Below are 16,033 nucleotides of genomic sequence, written 5' to 3' on the forward strand. Positions count from 1 at the left end.
CGAGGCAAGGGAAACGACTTTCTGCGGCTCAAATTTCATCCCGAGTTTTCGCACGGTCTGCAGGTCGGGACAATCGGAGTAGATATTCGCGGCCGTTGAATGGATCGACACCGGAACGCTTGCGCGAACGCTGCGGGTCGGCTGCCGGGGCATAGTGGTGGAAGGAGGTTTCCATGGTCCCCATGCCGCTTGTCAGTCCCGGCAATTGCTGCTGAATGCCTTGAACCCTCTCGGAGGCGACATGCCCTTCCAGCCGCGCTACGCCATCGGCCAAAATCGATTCCTTGGTGACAGCGCCCGACTTGGCAAGCAGGGCCAGCAAGCCACCCAAAGTCTGCGAAGGTGCTTCGAGGTAAAATTGGTCGATCGGCTCACAGACAACGGTTTTTGCCGTTGATAACGCAGTTGCGAGGACCCACGGCGTCAACTGCCGAAAGTCTGCAGCGGTGCTCGACGGGGAACTGTGCCGCGCAGCGGTCATGGCAACGTGGCAATCGATGACTTGCCAGCCGAAGATGCCCTGCCTAAGCGTCTCGAATACGGTTTCCTCGACTGCCCGGTAGTAGCTTGCCGGCATCTGGCCAACATCCACTTCCAGCGCGAAGCTGTTGCCCGCCCCTTCCGGTCGCGGTTCGACGCGCAAGCCAACGGTCGCCAGGAATGGATTCGGCTCCTTGAAGATGATCTGAAGGCCCGTGCCGGTTCCGGCGAGCCTCTCGGCGCAGATGACTGTACTATCCTCAAACGCAACTTCGAGACCGAAATCCGTCAACAGTGTCGACTGGATCACCTCCTTCTGCACCTCGCCATAGAGAGACACAAAGATGTCGTTCGTGTCCTCGTTCTTGCGCAGGTCAATCAGCGGGTCCTGTTCGGCCAACTGGTTTAGCGCCAGCCAGAGCGCCGCACTCTCGGAGGGACGCTGCGCTTTAGCCCGGGATTCCAACGTTGGAGGCGCAAAATGGTGCTGGACGTCTGCGAGGCGGGTGGTGCCGACCACGTCGCCGATGCGGGCGCCGCCAAGGCCGCTGACCCGAGCAATCTGACCTGCCCTGAAGCTGGTTGCGCTGTGAATTTTGCCAGCGTCGAAAAGCTGGATTCCAGTTACCCTTGCCCGCCCTTGAGGCAGGTCGAGATATTCCCGCAGCCGGACCGTGCCAGATGAGAGATAGAGATAGCAGAGCTTCTCACCGCCCCATCCACGCTCGATCTTGAAGATCTTGCCGGTGACAGCAGCGTCAGGATCGAGGTGACGACTGGGCAGCACGGTTGCAATTGCCGATGTCAGAGCTGGCAGGCCCGCGCCGGTTACCGCCGCGCCAGCAAATGCCGGCTGCAACAGACCGCGAGAAACCTGATCCCGCAGCGAGCGGTCAAGTCTTTCGTCGGTAAGACGATCCGGAGCTTGCAGATAATCGCGCAGCAGCTCGTCATCGTTTTCCGCCAGGGTCTCGCACAGCGCGGTGAAAAGCGGCTCGCTTCCCGGATCGAACGCCTTTACCTGAGCGAGTTTACTACCGGCATCAATGACGGCCGACATGGCGATGGGTCGAACCGGTAGTTGGCCGGCAATGGCTTGCAGCACTTCGTCGTAGCGCGCACCGAGACGATCGACCTTGTTGATGAAGAATAGGAAGGGAACCCCAACACGCTGCAACGCCCGCACCAGCACTCGCGTCTGCGCTTGCACGCCTTCGACTGCAGAAACAACGACGACTGCAGCGTCCAGCAACCCAAGCACGCGCTCGATCTCGGCGATGAAGTCAGGGTGACCGGGCGTATCGATGAGGTTCACCACCGTGTCGCCGATCGTGAATGAAACAACGGCAGCTCGGATCGTGATCCCACGCTGCCGCTCCAGCGCGAGGCTATCTGTCTGTGTATTGCCTGCGTCGACGCTGCCTAGCTTGTCGATGACACTGGCGTCAAAAAGGAGTCGTTCGGTAAGGCTAGTTTTGCCTGCATCCACATGGGCCAGGACGCCCAGATTTAAGGTGCGCATGAATCCTCAACTTCTCAGAAATTCCAACGTGATTTTCGTGAGAAGGGACTCGGCGCATTGGGACCTCTAAGAGCTGATGCCGCATGTTTTGATCCTTGAATCGGATAGGATTTAAGGAACCATGCAGTAGGGTTTCCGCACAACTCTGCTGCTTTGCAGAGCCGCCAGCAAACTTAAAAGCCGTATCTGAATACATGTCAAGAACCGCCATACCTCCCGTTGTGTCGGCAATTCACAGACAACGGTTGATTATCCGAATGCCGGATGGATGCGCGCTTGCTGTGTTGTGCCGCCGGCGGCTTTGCGTAGTAGCGCCTCGGCGGTCCGTCGATCTGTTCGTCGTTGAAGACACCGCCTGATGGTGCACTGGTTACTTGTGGGCCAAACACTCCACAAGGGCGACCTCGGGCTCGGTCAGGCGCATACGTCACCGTACGGATAGCGTCGGCCGGCCGGGCCAACAGGAAACGCCATAGCGGACGCACGTCGGCCCTAAGTAGCCAGCGTGCGTCAATTCATCGGCCCGCAGGACCCATTTTTCTACCGCTTTGGAAAAACGAACTCGACGCGCCGGTTGAGAGCGCGCCCTTGGGGATTGTCCGCTCCGTTTTTCGTATTGGGTTCGATCGGACGGCTATCACCTAGCCCTTCCACCGATAGCCGCGCTTTATCTGCTCCATGTTTCACAAGCCATTGCATGACGGCACTAGCTCGCTGAAGGGACAGTTCCTTATTGTACTGAGCCGACCCTTTGGAATCGGTATGACCCTCGATAATGATCGTGCCGGCGGGGACGGATGTGATGAGACGCGCGATGTCCATGAGTGTCGGTTCGGCGGCCGATTGGATGTCGGCCTTGTCGAAATCGAACAGCACATCGCCCGTCATGGACACCCTGACGGTCGTTGCGTCTTGTCTTACGGAAAGACCACCGTGCTGAGCGGTAAGCCCATCGGCTTTCGCAGACAGATCAAACACGGCGCTGTTTAGATCGGAGGGTAGCCCCTTCAAATCAAGAACCGTGGCCTTAAGATCACGTATTTCGCGATGGTAAGGTGACACCTGCGCATAAGAACCGCTGGCCGCTATCATGATCACGACCATCGCGAGGGAACATTTCGCTGCACCAGCCATGGCTATCGGTCGGTAAGTTTGATCGCGTCGAGTGTCTCGACGCCCGGGATCGTCAGTGACACCTCGGTGACGTCCTTTGGCGGAGCAGGGAACCTACCATGCCAGGAACCCGCGATCGGAGAATCCTTGTTAGCTTTGATAACGAGGTTTGGATTTGTCAGCGGCTTATCACTGCTGTCCGTAAGCAGCAGGTATTTCTTATTGCCAGCAAGAACGTAGAAGCTGTTTTCATATGCGTCCTGGCTAATCGAATCATATATTCGTTCCAGCTGGTTCGTCGCCAGCGGCTTGAAGCGGAGTTTGATTGTTAAAACGTCCCCGGCGCGGACAGCTTCGACGACCTGCGCTTCCGCGGCCCCGCCATCGGTCAAGCCTGTGGCTAAGGGTGCGACAGAAGTGGTTTCAGCCTGAGTTTGTGCGAAGGCCGTTTGAGCCAATCCAGTTGTTGTCAGGAGGGCACCAAGAGCACAGACAGTCGTGGCAATTCTGGTCACTTTTACCATATCAATCCTCGATTTTTCAAAATTGCAGGCAGTGCATACGAATCACAAAACAACCTCCAGTAACTTTCTCGCATGGGAGAAATGTGGCGAAGTCTTGAAATTCCCACATTTTCGCCCGCTTGCATTCGCTGCAGGACCGAGGGCCTGTTCTCTTTCACTGATGAACTGTTGCGATCCCACGCACAGTTTCCCTGCAATTCGGTGATGTCATCGCTGGTCTGTCAAACCGCTTACGGAATTGTGATCGGAACCATTACTTTTCCCTGCGGTTGGTCAATCAACCAAGGGAGTTGCGCAGAGTTCGTTCGTTGAAGTGCAGCGCTACTCTGTCCCGGTGTCAGGCTCACAGGCACCAGGTGAACGTATTGGCTATTCTCACAGCTGCGCACGCGACCCTGGCGCACAATGGAGACAAGCAATGTCCATAACCGCGATCCTGATCGGTGCTGCCCTCGTGATCGCCGGTGTACTCGATTTGTTTTGGGGTGCGCTCAGGCGTCGACCTCTCAGCGATCCTCACCGATCCATTTCAGATGCCAAGCCGACCCTGGAGCCCAGAGGACAAGGGCTTAGATTTCTTGGTTTGGTGAGGAACTGGCTCGGTATAGGCATGATCGCGATCGGCATGGCAATATTGATCGCCTACGCATAGGATTTGACCTGCAACGGAGAGTTTCCTCCGAAATGAGCCGGCCCATAGAAGGACGGATCGATAAAAGAATAGAGGTTTACGGCAGAGCAGATCGTTGCGGGTTAAAGTAGCTCGATCCAAACCGGCGCGTGGTCACTCGTGTGATCCCAACCTCGCACTGACTTGTCCACCTTGGCCCGCTTGAGATCGCCAGCAAGCGCCGGGCTTAACAGGAAATGATCGATGCGAAGCCCGGCGTCTCGGGCAAATGCGTTTCGGAAATACTTCCAGAATGTATAGATCCGCTCATTCGGATGGAGATGCCTCACCGCATCCGTCCAGCCCTGATCAAGAAGTGCGGCGTAGGCCGCCTTCACCTCCGGTCTGAAGAGCGCATCGTCTCGCCACCGCTCCGGCTTGTAAACATCCAGATCGGTTGGCATGACATTGAAGTCGCCAGCCAAGACAACCGGGATCTCCAGGTCTATCAGTTGCGCCGCATAGTGCTGTAGCCGGTCAAACCAACGCAGCTTGTAGTCAAACCTGGGTCCAGGGGCGGGATTGCCATTCGGCAGATAAAGGCATCCGACGATTATTCCCTCGATTGCCGCCTCGATGTAGCGGCTGTGGCTGTCATCAGGATCGCCCGGCAAACCGCGACGCGTCTCCATTGGGGTCCGTCCTCGAGCCAGGATGGCCACCCCATTCCATGATTTCTGTCCGTGCCAGATCGCGCCATAGCCGGCTTTCTCGATTTCCCGATGAGGAAACCTGCTGTCGGGCGCTTTCAGTTCCTGCAGGCACACGACGTCCGGCTGCCTCTCCTCGAGCCACCGCAGCAGCACGTCGAGGCGACCGTTGATGCCGTTGACATTGTAGGTGGCGAGTTTCACCAGAATGATCTGCGCTGCCGGCATGCGATGGGCAGCGACGACGAAGCTTCGTTGCCCTTCTTGGCCTCGCGATCCTCCTCGCGCCGCCGACGGCGTTCACCGCTGCCGGTATCGATTGGCTCGCGCATTCTCATGGCAGACCTCCCTTGTGATTTTCCCCTCCACAAACGGCGGCGCAAAAGATGCATTCGATTGAGACCGGTCGGGAACGAAACGCCGGCTGAGCGGTTGAGTTCCTTTGGCCGCGTCAGGAGAACTTGTATCATGGTTGCCCCAAGAGCGAATTGGAAAGGCTACATCAAGTTCGGCGAGGTGACCTGTCCCGTGGCGCTCTATACGGCGGCATCAACTTCTGACCGCATCGCCTTCAACACTCTCAATCGCAAGACGGGAAACCGAGTCAAACGCGAATTCGTCGATGGCGAGACGGGAGATGCGGTTGAGCGTGACGACCAGGTCAAAGGCTATGAGATGGAGAATGGCCAGTACGTCGTCCTGGAACCCGAGGAAATGGCCGAAGCCGTTCCCGACAGTGACAAGACCCTGAAGATAGAGGCCTTCATCCCCTGCTCCCAGATCGACACAATCTACTTCGACAAGCCCTATTATCTCGCTCCCGACAAGCTGGGCACCGATGCCTTCGTGCTGCTGCGCGACGGGATGAAACAGGAAAAGGTCGCCGCGATTGCGCGAACGGTGCTGTTCCGACGGGTGCGCACCGTCCTTATCCGAGTGCATGGCAATGGGCTGATCGCCTCCACGCTCAACTTTGATTACGAGGTCCGTTCGGCCGACAAGGCTTTCGAGGATCTCCCCGACCTCAAGATCGAAGGCGAGATGCTCGATCTTGCCGAACATATCATCGAAACCAAGAAGGGTAGCTTCGACGCCAGCAGCTTCGACGATCGATATGAGGCTGCCGTGGCCGAACTGGTCAAAGCCAAAATCGAAGGACGCTCGCTTCCCAAAAGGAAGGCGCCCGCTGCGTCGAAGCCTGGAGATCTGCTGCAGGCACTGCGCGAAAGTGCGGGCATGAGTGCGAAGAAAACAAAAGCAAAGCGCACCGCAGCGAATGTCAACAAGGGCGCCGCTCGCAAGCCAGCTGCAAAATCTGCAACTGCCAAATCCAAGCCCGCTACCGCGCAAAAACGGCGCGCCAGCTAGTCGGAGGACGCTTTCATGGCCGTTCGGCCCTACTGGAAAGGTTATCTCAAGCTGTCGCTGGTCACCTGCCCCGTGCAGATGATGCCGGCAACGTCCGACGAAGAAAAGGTCCGTTTTCATACGCTCAACCGCGCGACACAGAACCGCGTTATCAGCCACTACGTGGATGCGGTCACCGGGCACGAAGTCAAGGAGGACGACCAGGTCAAGGGCTATCAACGCGCCGAAGACGAGTACGTCATGCTCGAGGACGACGAACTCGAAAATGTCGCGCTGAACAGCACCAAAACCATCGACATATCCACCTTCGCACCCCGCGACAGCGTCGAATGGATCTGGTTCGATACTCCGTACTATCTCTCCCCGAACGACCCTGTCGGTCAGGAAGCCTTTTCCGTCATTCGTGAAGCGATGGAGGCCAAGCGGGTGGTTGGCATTTCGCGACTGGTCATCTCGCGTCGCGAACGCGCCGTCTTGCTGGAGCCGCGTGGTAAAGGCATCATCCTGTGGACTTTGCGCTACGGGGACGAGGTCAGGGACGAGAAAGCCTATTTTGAGGATATCGGCAACGAGAAAGCGGATTCCGACATGATGCCGCTCGTCCAGCAATTGATCGAAAAGAAGACCCAGGACTGGAACCCGAAGATGGTCGTCGACCCGGTCCAGGATCGGCTGCTCGACATCATCAACACGAGGAAGAAACAGGCGAAAAAACCCCAGAACGGCAAAGCGAAATCGCCAGCGTCGGAACCGAGCAATGTCATCAACATCATGGATGCGCTGCGCAAATCTGTGGCCGCCGAAACCCGACCCCGCAAATGAGCCGCGCACCATTGCCGAGGCTTCCGGTCCGCTACAGCCATCGCCCACGATCCATGTCCAGGTGAAAAGCATCCGCATTTTCGGCGGATGACTACGCCGCAGCCCTGTTCGTTTTGCTCAGGCGCTTGATTGCCTGCTCCAGCGAGCGCTGGCTTTCACAATAATCCTGCCAAGCGGTCCCCGCTCTCAGAAGCTCCGGCACGGTCCGGATCGTGAAGCGTTTGGGATCGAGACCCTTTTTGACCTGCGTCCAGTTGAGCGGCATCGACACCGGGGCGCCGGGGCGCGCCCGCGGCGACAGGGGCGCAACAGCGGTCGACATTCTGTCGTTGCGCAAGTAGTCGAGGAAGATGCGGCCCTCGCGCTGGTTCTTCGCCATCCTGATCAGGTAAAGATCTGGATTGTCGCGGGCCATCCGCTGACAGACATCATGGGCAAAAGCCTTCGCCTCTTCCCAACTCAATTTCTTCCGTCGCGACACGGCAAGCGGCGTCACGACGTGCAGTCCCTTGCCACCCGTCGTCTTGCAGAAGCTTACCAGCCCGAGTTCTGCCAACCGGTCGCGAATTTCCCGAGCCGCGTCAATGACGGTGGAAAACTCGACTTCGGGGCCCGGGTCCAGATCGAACACCAGGCGGCCGGGCACCTCCGGTCGCCCGGGCTCGCAATTCCAGGGATGCAGTTCGACACCACCGATCTGGGCGATCGCCGCAAGCCCCTCGACGCGGTCGATCTGCAGGTAAGGCTTCTTGTCCCCGAATACGGTGACCAGCTCGAGCAGGTTCGATGTTCCCGGCATGGCATGTCGCTGGAAGAATTGCTCGCCGCCAATGCCGTCGGGAGTGCGAATGATCGAACAGGGCCGACCTTTGATATGATCGATCAGCCAGGACCCGACCGCCTCATAATATTGGGCAAGCTCAACCTTGGTCACCGGCTTCCCATCGCCACCATCCGGCCATAGAGGTTTTTCCGGGCTGGAAATCAGCACGCCCATGACCTCGGCCTTCCCGCCCTTGCGGATACGATTTGGTACTGGCTTTACTGTCGATGGATCGGACACGGCAGCCTTTGAAGGTGACGCCGGTTTTTCCGCTTTCACCTCGCCCGCCGGTTTGTCTTCCCTCAAGCCCTTGAATGCCGCCTGCCGCACCTGGCCATCAGTCGTCCAGCCGGCGAACTCGATCTCGGCAACGAGATCCGGCTTGAGCCAAACGATATTCCGATCCTTCTTTGGCGCCCCGATCCCCGTAAAGGGTGACCGGGAGGCCTCGCGCTTTTGCAGCTTTGGCAACAGTGTTTCGACGGTCTTTGCGCCATAGCCTGTCCCGACCCGGCCGACATAGACGAAATGCTCGCCACGATTGACGCCAACAAGGAGAGATCGGAATTTGCCGTTGGTCGTTGCATAGGCGCCGATGACGACTTCATGACCTGCGCGGCATTTGGATTTCGCCCACGTGTCGGAGCGGCCGGACTGGTACGGCGCATCCGCTTTCTTGGAAACGATGCCCTCAAGCGAAAGACGGCGGGCCGATCGCAGCACGGCGTCACCGTCGGTTTCAAAATGCTCGGCGAAGCGCAGATGCGGATCGTCGCCCGCATCCTCCAGCATCGCTGCGAGCCGTTCTTTCCGCTCTGTCAGCGCAAGCTCTCGCAGGTCCTCATCGCCGGTAAACAGGAGATCGAATGCAAAGTAGACCAAGGCATCAGTCTCGCCTTCGGAAAGTGCTGCCTGAAGGGCGGCAAAATCAGGTGCTCCTTTTTCGTCAAGAGCACAGATCTCACCATCGATGATGGCATCAGGCAGAGCTGCTGCCGACTTGGCGATGGCGGCAAATTTGGCTGCCCAGTCGAGACCTTTGCGGGTTTTCAAAGTCGCCTTGCCATTCTCGACCCGCATCTGAATGCGATAGCCATCAAATTTGATCTCATGGATCCAGCCACCGCCGTTCGGAGGGCGGTCCAGTGTTTCGCATAACTGCGGTGGGATGAAATCAGGTATTCTGGATTTCGGGCGTCTGGCGGACACAGACTTTTTTCGGCTCCCCGCTCCCGCCTGGCGTTCCTCGGCGGCAAGACCGTGGTTGCTGTCCCACACCGCGTCGGCCCCAATAGCGCCGCCCTCCACCATGAAGGGCTTTGGCTTTCTGCCTTTGCCCGACGCGATCGCCTCCATCGAGCGTCCGGAGGCGACTGAGGTGTCGTTTTCCTCAAGGACAGCCGCTCCGTTCTCATCGACCGAAAAATCGTCACGATGTTTGATCAGGAGCCAATTCGTTCGTTTTCCACCATCGCGATCATGACGCATGCGCACGAGCACGAAACTGCCGTGGAGCCGTTTGCCCTCAAGTGTGAACTTGAAATCACCTTTGGCCAGCGCCTCTTCCGGCGTCCGATTTCCTTCCGGCTCCCAATAACCGCGATCCCACAGCATGACAGTGCCCCCGCCATACTGGCCTTTCGGAATGGTGCCTTCGAAATCGCCATAGTCGAGCGGGTGATCCTCGACCTCCACCGCAAGGCGCTTGTCTTGGGGATCGAGCGATGGCCCCTTGGTCACGGCCCAGGATTTGAAGACACCGTCGAGCTCCAAACGAAGATCGTAGTGCAGCTGGGTGGCGTCATGTTTCTGAATGACGAAGCGACGTCGATTGGAAGGGCTGAGCTTGCCCGCTCCGCTTGGTTCCTTGGTGACCTTGAAATCGCGCTTCTGTTTGTAGGTCGAAAGCTTGTCGCTGGCCATCGCTGTCCCCGGTACTCGTCCGCCATCCGCACCGACTTCCTTGAGTGTAGATCAGGTGCGTGCAGGCTCGCCTGCCAATTCGTTGCTCATGGCAACACAAGGATAACGCGCCCGTGTTCACCGTGCTGTCACGTGCTGGAACGGCTCGCATCCTCGCGAGACAAAACAATTTTCGGGTGCGTTTGGTTCCTCTCGCGGTTGATCGATGTCGGCGGGTGGGGGGAAGCTGCGGAGTTTCGATCTTCAGCAAGCCGCTACCCTGTCAGCCGGACTTTGCACACTGCCCGAACGTCAGACAGCAGGTCTGGATAACGATCAAGGTGCAGAGCAGCTTTACCAGTGGCACTGACGGCTTCGCCCTGCCTGCTTGTGGGTGGCCACTTTGGAGTTTCTTAAGCGTCCCGTCCGGCGACAGACGGTCATCCCAAGGATGTCGCGGAAACAGCCCTGGGATGACCCGTTCGCGCACGAGGCACGCCACGCCTCGGTACGAAAGATCGGAAATTGTTCACTGTTCTCGAAAGGCCCGGCTGAATTGGTCGGTAAGCGGCTTCGATAGGAACGACAGTGCTGTTCTTTGCTCCGTTGAAACGAAGACCTCCACCGGCATGCCGGGCAAGAGTTTATTGTCACCGAGCTTGGCCAACTCCACTTGGGCAACCCCGATATCCGCCAAGTAGTATGTCTCGCCGGAACTTGGGTCGTTGCTCGTTGCGGCCGACACATAGGTGACGTGTCCGGAGAGTTCGGGAGTAGTGCGCTGATTGAAAGCCGAAAAGCGAAGCTTGGCCACCTGACCGGAGAACACCTGATCGATATCGGTGGGAGAAAGCCGGGCCTGGATCTTAAGTGCAGCGTCGGTCGGGACAAGGGTGACCAGCTTTTCCGCCGGCGTGATCACCCCACCAATCGTGTGGACGAAAAGCTCGTTCACGGTTCCCGACAAAGGGGCGCGTATATCGGTGCGTTGCAATCGATCTTCGACAGCCACCTTTCGTTCACTCAACTCCGAGATCTTCTGTTCGACGGTCGTTAGATCACGCTGTGCTTCGGTCCGAGCGGCCTCGTCGATGGCGATGATCTGAAGCTCGATTTCGCTTGTTCGGGCCTTGGACCGCGCGATGTTGGCTTGTATCTCGCCGTACTCGCCGGTGATCTTCGCCATTTCGCGATCAATGATGTACTTGCGGGAGGTCTCGAGCAGGTTCTTGTCGGTGAGGCGCTTGATCTTCTTGTGCTCGGTTTTGATCAGCGCCAGTTCGTCCTGCTTTGCGGTGAGCTGAACCTTCAAGCCATTGACCTCCTCTTCCAATTGGGAAATTCCCAATTGGAGCTGTTGCTTCTGGCTTTCCCGGTTCTGGCGGTTCCCGTAGAAAAGCCGCGCCTCGCCCATGAAGACCGTAGGAACCACAGTCATTGCCTCACTGAGTTCTGCTCCAAACTGCAATTCCGCCGCGTTGTCCCGTTCGGCGACAAGCCTCGTTTTTCGCGCCGCCAGTTCGACGAGCTGGTTCTTGACGATGGACAGTTCCGCTCGGGTTTGCACGTCGTCAAGCCGCAGCATGATGTCGCCTTTTCTGACGGCGTCGCCTTCCTTGACCAGGATCTCGCTGACGATGCCGCCGTCACGATGCTGGATTGCCTTCAGGTTCTGATCGACCTTGACCATTCCCGCCGCAACGATCGCGCCCGTAAGCTGGGCCGTGGCAGCCCATCCGCCGGCGCCGGCAAAAAGCAGAACGCCAAGCATGGCGCCGACGATAACCCGGAAGGTTACCGGGAACGCGGCGTCTGCCTCATCGTCGCCGATGGCTGGAGGATTTCGTTGTGATTTGAGCATTTTGTTTCCCTCCCCAGATTATATTTGAGCGGTCTCGACGACCACCAACATGTGATGACCGCTCAAAGTGACAGCCACCTCGTATTCCTGGTCGTTGTCGGTATCGAATTCGATCCGCGTTACGCCATGTTCCTCTGTCCCCTCATGCCGCATCCTGATGGGAAGCGCGTCTTCATCGACATCTCCGCCATAGACAGCCTCGAAATGGTCCTCGAGGTTATCGACGATCTCCTCGAAGATCTGATACCTCGACATCTCGATGCGGTCCCCGACCATGAAATCGAGGATGTGATGGATGGCGTCGCTGGTCGACGAGCCGGCCGGCATATTGAAACGGAAGACGTCATCGCCGCTGCCTCCCTCAAGGATCAACGCGGTTTGACCGACGTGGAAGACATCCGCCTGGGCGCTGCCCACGATCTGTTCAAAGCTCGTGACAATGTCGGTTCCGATATCGACACCGGTCGCGATGCCGGTCTCAAGGTCGATGACAACCCCATGCGTTGCCGCAGAATAATCCAGGGTGTCCAGACCCGATTGGCCATCATAATGATCATCGGCGCTGTCGGCCGCGGCCATGACGGTATCGTTTCCCACTCCGGCCGAAACGACATCCGCGCCTGCTCCATCCTCAATCGTGTCGTCGCCGGCTCCGGTCACGATCGTCTCGGCGTGATCGCTGCCGATGACGCTGTCATCGCCTTGGCCGGTCAGGACCACCTCGAAATTCGCGACGGTGTCCTCGCCGATTTCTGCGCCCGAGGCTTGGCCTTCGCTGAGGTCGATCTCGATCGACCGTGACAAGCTGGAATAATCGAGCGTGTCGGTGCCATCTCCGCCATCGTAAAGATCGGGGAGAAGATCCCCTCCTGCATCTTTAACCGTATCGTCGCCGGCTCCGGTGGCGATTGTCTCGGCCCCAAGGCTGGCGGTCACGCTGTCATCCCCCTGACCGGTCATGACCACCTCAAAATTCGTGATGGTATCGTCGCCAATCTCTTCACCTGAGGCTTTGCCTTCGCTGAGGTCGATGGTGATCGATCGTGACACGCTGGAATAATCGAGCGTGTCCAAACCGTCGCCGCCGTCATATTGGTCCGATACGAGATCCCCTTCGCCCGCAATCGTGTCGTTACCAGCACCTCCCATGACGATATCCTTGTCGCCGCCCCCCACCAGAACATCCGCGCCTTCGTCCCCGACAAGATGATCCTTGCCCGCTTGCCCGAGCAAAGTATCGTTGCCGCTACCGCCGGACAGGCGATCGTCGCCGCTGCCGCCGTCGATGGCGTCGTTGCCTTCATCGCCGGCAACCAAATCGTTGCCGTCGCCGCCGAAGGCCAGATCGTCGTCAGCGCCTCCATGCAGGGCGTCGTCTCCTTCATCCCCAGACAGAATATCGCGCCCCTCCTCGCCAAACAGGCGGTCGTTGCCGCTGCCGCCATGGATCTGATCGTCACCGGTTCCGCCAAAGACGACATCGTTGCCGATCCCCGCGAAAATGACGTCGTTGCCCCCGCCCCCGACGATGTTGTCGTTGCCTTCGCCACCGTCCACGGTGTCGGCACCACCTCGGGCATCGATGCTGTCATCGCCTGCCCTGCCGTCGATAGCATCGCCGCAATTGGTGCCGAGCAACAGATCGTCACCCATAGTCCCGACGATCGGCGGGGCGTTGACCACGGAAAAAGACGCAGTCTGGGTAATCGAAAGCTGGCCATCCGTGACCTGGTAGGTAATCGTGACCGGACCAAGCTCTGTCCAGTCGTAAAGCCAACCTTCTGCGGTCGCCGTGATCGTGCCGGATGTCACCGTGATATCCCTGACGGAAAGCACGTTGCCGTCCGGATCGGATGCACCGCGCAATAGATCCGTAAGGCCGATGACGACCGCAGCACAACCGGAAACATCCTTCAGCGTGACTGAGCCGTTCACGCGCGGTGCGCGGTTAACAGGGTCGTTATCATCGTTGTCGTCATCATCGTCATCGTCGTCATCGCCCGGCTTGTCGTCTTCCCCATGCTTTACCGGGAAAGATTTGACGGGAGAGCCGGCAACAGACGGCGCCGACGCGACATTGTCGTTCGATGCCCTCAAGGTAGGCGACGGACTTTCCAGCTCCCACCGTTCAGACATCGAGGTCGAGAAATCGTCCGGTTGGAATGAGGGCGATCGAATATCGACGGCATCCATTTCTTCGTTCTGGCTATTGTAGTTTCGCATGGCGCCGCCAGCCTTCTTTTTGGCAGGCGCTTCCTCTTCCTTGACTTCTTCCGGCTTGTTCTCCGCCACCAACTGCGGAGGGGCTAGATCTTCCTGCGGCTCCCTCGCTTGCGGAGGCTCCTCCGCCGGCTCCGACGCCGTGCTGAAGGCGCTCTTCAGATAAAGCGCAAAGCCCGTCAACAACATCGCGATAACAGCCGGCGCTCTTGACGGCGCTTCCTCGTTCTTCAGGCTGTAGCGCTGGTGCGGGTCTTCCTCTTTGACCGTTTTTGTTCCCTTCGCCTCGATCATTCCGACACCTTTGACGTCATGCGCGCGGGCAGTGCGGGTCGGCCAACGGCGTCCCCGATCGCGGCTGGTTTCAGGATTTCGTTCTTGGGCCCAAACGCGACCAGCTTGCCGCCTTGAACCACGGCAATCAGGTCGCAGGCGGTAAGCGCGCTCGGGCGATGGGCAATGACAATGGCAATGCCATTGCGGGCGCGAACGGCTTGTATGGCCTGGGTCAGTGCGGACTCGCCCTCTCCGTCGAGATTGGAGTTGGGCTCGTCCATGACGACGATGAACGGATTGCGGTACAACGCCCGTGCAAGCGCGATCCGCTGCCTCTGACCGGCAGACAGGGATGCTCCCTGGGGACCAAGTGCGGTGCGGTAGCCGTCCGGCAAACGCACGATCATTTCGTGAATGCCGGTGGTTTGTGCCGCTTCCACGATTGCCCGAGCTTCGACATCAGGATCAAGGCGGGAAATGTTTTCCTCGACCGTGGCATCCAGGAGTGCCACGTCCTGCGGGAGATATCCGATGTGCTGTCCGAGACAGCTGTCTGACCATTGCGTCAGCTCAGCATCATCCAACCGAACACCACCGCGAAGCGGCGGCCAGATCCCGGTCAGCGCGCGCGCAAGTGTTGTCTTGCCGCCGCCGCTTGGACCGATAATGCCCAGCACCTGGCCGGCTTCGATCTCGAAACTGACGTCGCTCAGAAGAACGCGGCCGGAACCGGGGGCTGCGACCGTGAGCTTTTCGACCTTCAAGGTCTTGGCGGGCGCAGGAAGGTCCATTGGCGCAACGGTACTCGTCAATGCGACCACCGTTTCCTTGAGGCGAGCGAAGGCGGTTCGTGCCGTGACGAAGCTCTTCCAGTTGCCGACAGCTAGATCGACCGGGGCAAGAGCACGCGCCGAAGCAACGGATGCAGCGATGATGGCGCCGGCAGACATTTCCCCCTGGATCGTCAACCACGCCCCCAGCCCCAGAACCGCAGACTGCAACACCATCCGAAGCACCCGGGAAATCGCTCCAAAGGTGCCGCTGATGTCGTTTGTCCGGGTTTGAAGCGCCAGATGTTCCTTGTTGGCAACATTGAACCGGCTCACCGCACGCGGCGCAAAGCCCATGGCCTTCAACACCTCGGCATTGCGGGTGTTTGAATCGGCAATGGCATTTCGCTCAATACCGGCCTTGTGGGTGGCGGCGGCCCATCTGCGCGTCATCACCTCGGTCAGGATCGCGAGAATCGTGAGGACAAAGGCGCCGCCAAATGTCAGGGCGCCGAGATAGGGATGCAGCATGTAGACGAAGATCAGGTAGAGCGGCATCCAGGGAAGGTCGAAAAAGGCGATCGGCCCCTGGCTGCCGAGAAATCCCCTGACCGTATCAACGTCACGGCCGCGCTCGAGGGCCTCTGCCGTGGAGAAGCCGAAACGGGGCATGTCGATCGCAACTTCATGCGCCAGCGGGGCGATCTTTGCATCCAGCCTTGCGCCGACGCGCACCAGTATCTGTGAGCGGATGATGTCGAAGAGCCCTTGAAACAGATAGAGCCCGATCGCAAGGATCGAGAGCCCGAGCAGGGTCGGGATGCTGCCGCTGGTCAAAGCCCGGTCGTAGATCTGCAGCATGTAGAAGGAGCCGGTCAGCGCCAGAATGTTGATTATTCCGGAGGTGATGAAAAGAAAGAGGAATATTCCTTTAAATCTCTGCGTAAGCTTCTCAGCGTTCTTACGTTTCGTGCCAGTCAGTGGGGTCTTGCGCATGATACTCACCAATCCGCGTTTGATGGAGTAAGGCCG

Annotated in this window: 12 protein-coding genes; 3 read left to right on the forward strand and 9 right to left on the reverse strand. The window is 58.5% G+C overall.

All coding sequences use genetic code 11. The features are described 5' to 3' along the window. Positions 1 to 28 precede the first annotated feature (28 nt). The 3 genes from C6558_RS07055 to C6558_RS07065 form a co-directional block, all read right to left on the reverse strand. On the reverse strand, positions 29 to 2,002 hold the full coding sequence (locus C6558_RS07055) for a translation factor GTPase family protein (RefSeq protein WP_107027067.1): 1,974 nt from the start codon (positions 2,000 to 2,002) through the stop codon (positions 29 to 31). Positions 2,003 to 2,542: 540 nt separating this feature from the next. Further along, positions 2,543 to 3,136, reverse strand: a complete 594-nt coding sequence (locus C6558_RS07060; RefSeq protein ID WP_107027068.1) for an OmpA family protein — start codon at positions 3,134 to 3,136, stop codon at positions 2,543 to 2,545. Positions 3,137 to 3,138: 2 nt separating this feature from the next. Then, entirely contained in the window at positions 3,139 to 3,639 is a 501-nt protein-coding gene (locus C6558_RS07065) for a hypothetical protein (RefSeq protein ID WP_245449138.1), read from the reverse strand. 424 nt (positions 3,640 to 4,063) lie between these two features. On the opposite strand from C6558_RS07065, the gene C6558_RS07070 reads away from it, so the two are divergent. Continuing rightward, on the forward strand, positions 4,064 to 4,291 hold the full coding sequence (locus tag C6558_RS07070; protein ID WP_057207312.1) for a hypothetical protein: 228 nt from the start codon (positions 4,064 to 4,066) through the stop codon (positions 4,289 to 4,291). Between the two features lie 101 nt (positions 4,292 to 4,392). On the opposite strand, the gene xth is transcribed toward C6558_RS07070, so the two are convergent. Both xth and C6558_RS41380 read right to left on the reverse strand, forming a co-directional pair. Further along, positions 4,393 to 5,163 (reverse strand): exodeoxyribonuclease III, encoded by a 771-nt coding sequence (xth, locus tag C6558_RS07075; RefSeq protein WP_107027128.1) that lies wholly within the window; start codon positions 5,161 to 5,163, stop codon positions 4,393 to 4,395. Next, positions 5,160 to 5,291 (reverse strand): hypothetical protein, encoded by a 132-nt coding sequence (locus C6558_RS41380; protein ID WP_256371967.1) that lies wholly within the window; start codon positions 5,289 to 5,291, stop codon positions 5,160 to 5,162. Before C6558_RS41380 ends, xth begins: the two co-directional genes overlap by 4 nt. A 136-nt stretch (positions 5,292 to 5,427) precedes the next feature. On the opposite strand from C6558_RS41380, the gene C6558_RS07080 reads away from it, so the two are divergent. Both C6558_RS07080 and C6558_RS07085 read left to right on the forward strand, forming a co-directional pair. Beyond that, the gene (locus C6558_RS07080) at positions 5,428 to 6,327 is read left to right on the forward strand and encodes a Ku protein (protein WP_107027069.1); all 900 of its coding nucleotides are present in this window, start codon (positions 5,428 to 5,430) and stop codon (positions 6,325 to 6,327) included. A 15-nt stretch (positions 6,328 to 6,342) separates the two neighbouring features. After that, positions 6,343 to 7,149: a Ku protein gene (locus C6558_RS07085; protein ID WP_107027070.1), complete on the forward strand. Its 807-nt coding sequence runs from the start codon at positions 6,343 to 6,345 to the stop codon at positions 7,147 to 7,149. Between the two features lie 91 nt (positions 7,150 to 7,240). Here the strand turns inward: C6558_RS07085 and ligD are convergent, their stop codons facing one another. The 4 genes from ligD to C6558_RS07105 all read right to left on the reverse strand — a co-directional run bounded on the left by ligD (position 7,241) and on the right by C6558_RS07105 (position 15,997). Continuing rightward, positions 7,241 to 9,895 (reverse strand): DNA ligase D, encoded by a 2,655-nt coding sequence (gene ligD, locus C6558_RS07090; protein WP_107027071.1) that lies wholly within the window; start codon positions 9,893 to 9,895, stop codon positions 7,241 to 7,243. Positions 9,896 to 10,403: 508 nt separating this feature from the next. Continuing rightward, positions 10,404 to 11,735, reverse strand: coding sequence for an HlyD family type I secretion periplasmic adaptor subunit (locus C6558_RS07095; RefSeq protein WP_107027072.1), 1,332 nt, complete (start codon positions 11,733 to 11,735; stop codon positions 10,404 to 10,406). Between the two features lie 18 nt (positions 11,736 to 11,753). Beyond that, positions 11,754 to 14,249 (reverse strand): cadherin-like domain-containing protein, encoded by a 2,496-nt coding sequence (locus tag C6558_RS07100; protein ID WP_107027073.1) that lies wholly within the window; start codon positions 14,247 to 14,249, stop codon positions 11,754 to 11,756. Continuing rightward, positions 14,246 to 15,997, reverse strand: a complete 1,752-nt coding sequence (locus C6558_RS07105; protein WP_107027074.1) for a type I secretion system permease/ATPase — start codon at positions 15,995 to 15,997, stop codon at positions 14,246 to 14,248. The genes C6558_RS07100 and C6558_RS07105 overlap by 4 nt, the downstream gene beginning before the upstream one ends. Positions 15,998 to 16,033: the final 36 nt, after the last annotated feature.

The sequence above is a fragment of the Ensifer sp. NM-2 genome (assembly GCF_003024455.1).
Classification (GTDB): Bacteria; Pseudomonadota; Alphaproteobacteria; order Rhizobiales; family Rhizobiaceae; genus Ensifer; species Ensifer canadensis.

Bases quoted from the DNA above. Each gene is read 5' to 3' on its own strand.
- C6558_RS07055 (WP_107027067.1), bottom strand. From the start codon at position 2,002: ATGCGCACCTTAAATCTGGGCGTCCTGGCCCATGTGGATGCAGGCAAA.
- C6558_RS07060 (WP_107027068.1), bottom strand. From the start codon at position 3,136: ATGGCTGGTGCAGCGAAATGTTCCCTCGCGATGGTCGTGATCATGATA.
- C6558_RS07065 (WP_245449138.1), bottom strand. From the start codon at position 3,639: ATGGTAAAAGTGACCAGAATTGCCACGACTGTCTGTGCTCTTGGTGCC.
- C6558_RS41380 (WP_256371967.1), bottom strand. From the start codon at position 5,291: ATGCGCGAGCCAATCGATACCGGCAGCGGTGAACGCCGTCGGCGGCGC.
- C6558_RS07080 (WP_107027069.1), top strand. From the start codon at position 5,428: ATGGTTGCCCCAAGAGCGAATTGGAAAGGCTACATCAAGTTCGGCGAG.
- C6558_RS07085 (WP_107027070.1), top strand. From the start codon at position 6,343: ATGGCCGTTCGGCCCTACTGGAAAGGTTATCTCAAGCTGTCGCTGGTC.
- ligD (WP_107027071.1), bottom strand. From the start codon at position 9,895: ATGGCCAGCGACAAGCTTTCGACCTACAAACAGAAGCGCGATTTCAAG.
- C6558_RS07095 (WP_107027072.1), bottom strand. From the start codon at position 11,735: ATGCTCAAATCACAACGAAATCCTCCAGCCATCGGCGACGATGAGGCA.
- C6558_RS07100 (WP_107027073.1), bottom strand. From the start codon at position 14,249: ATGATCGAGGCGAAGGGAACAAAAACGGTCAAAGAGGAAGACCCGCAC.
- C6558_RS07105 (WP_107027074.1), bottom strand. From the start codon at position 15,997: ATGCGCAAGACCCCACTGACTGGCACGAAACGTAAGAACGCTGAGAAG.